Source organism: Aestuariibius insulae (genome assembly GCF_040783535.2).
GTDB classification, from domain to species: domain Bacteria; phylum Pseudomonadota; class Alphaproteobacteria; order Rhodobacterales; family Rhodobacteraceae; genus Aestuariibius; species Aestuariibius insulae.
In genome coordinates this window covers 1-594 of record NZ_JBFONW020000013.1, presented here as the reverse complement: position 1 = coordinate 594, position 594 = coordinate 1, and the positions used below count along the sequence as shown (strand labels likewise).

Annotated in this window: 1 protein-coding gene; it reads right to left on the bottom strand. The window is 64.3% G+C overall.

What is annotated here, in order from left to right; translation table 11 throughout:
* Window positions 1-38: 38 nt before the first annotated feature.
* Window positions 39-536, bottom strand: a complete 498-nt coding sequence (locus tag AAD018_RS18410; RefSeq protein ID WP_367316671.1) for a DDE-type integrase/transposase/recombinase — start codon at window positions 534-536, stop codon at window positions 39-41.
* Between the last annotated feature and the right edge of the window lie 58 nt (window positions 537-594).

The following is a 594-nucleotide window of genomic DNA, read 5'->3' as shown; positions in this document are numbered from 1 at the left end:
ATTCGCCCTGGCGCATGGGGTGGGAGGGCCAGGCTCTGTCAGGCAGCCTCTTTCGCGTCGCTGAACAGGTTCGGGACGAAGGCGATCTCATTTGCGACACGGCGCTCGCATCCTGCGAAATGGCCGGTGCGGATCGCGCGGAAGGTCTCGACGCCTTTCAGTGTGGCCTTGGCGGTCCTCAGGCTTTGCAGCCCATACATGGGCGCCGGGCGATGCTTCAGGACGGCGTGGTCACCCTCGACCCGATCGTTCAGGTGCGTGCGGGTGACATGCCGGATTGCGTCTGCCGGACCAGATCGCGCATGCCATGCAGTCCCCGCCAGCTGCGGTGTCGGCCACAGGCGCGCTTGCGGATACTCGGGGCCGACCTTCTGGGCCCATCGATACACGGTTGCCTCGTCCACGGTGATACCGCGCTCAGCCAGGAGATCGCGTACGGTCCGATATGAAAGCGGATGGCGGCAGTACCAGCGAACGGTGAGGAGGATGACGTCCTTCGGGAGCCGATAGCCTCTGAACGGATCACGGCGTCGCATCACTCGAGCTTCTCGTGTCAGCTGACGCATGAACTAGCTCGCACAACGCGACAGACCC

What these genes read in the sequence shown, in the direction of transcription:
- AAD018_RS18410 (WP_367316671.1), bottom strand. Translation starts at nt 536, where the DNA reads ATGCGACGCCGTGATCCGTTCAGAGGCTATCGGCTCCCGAAGGACGTC.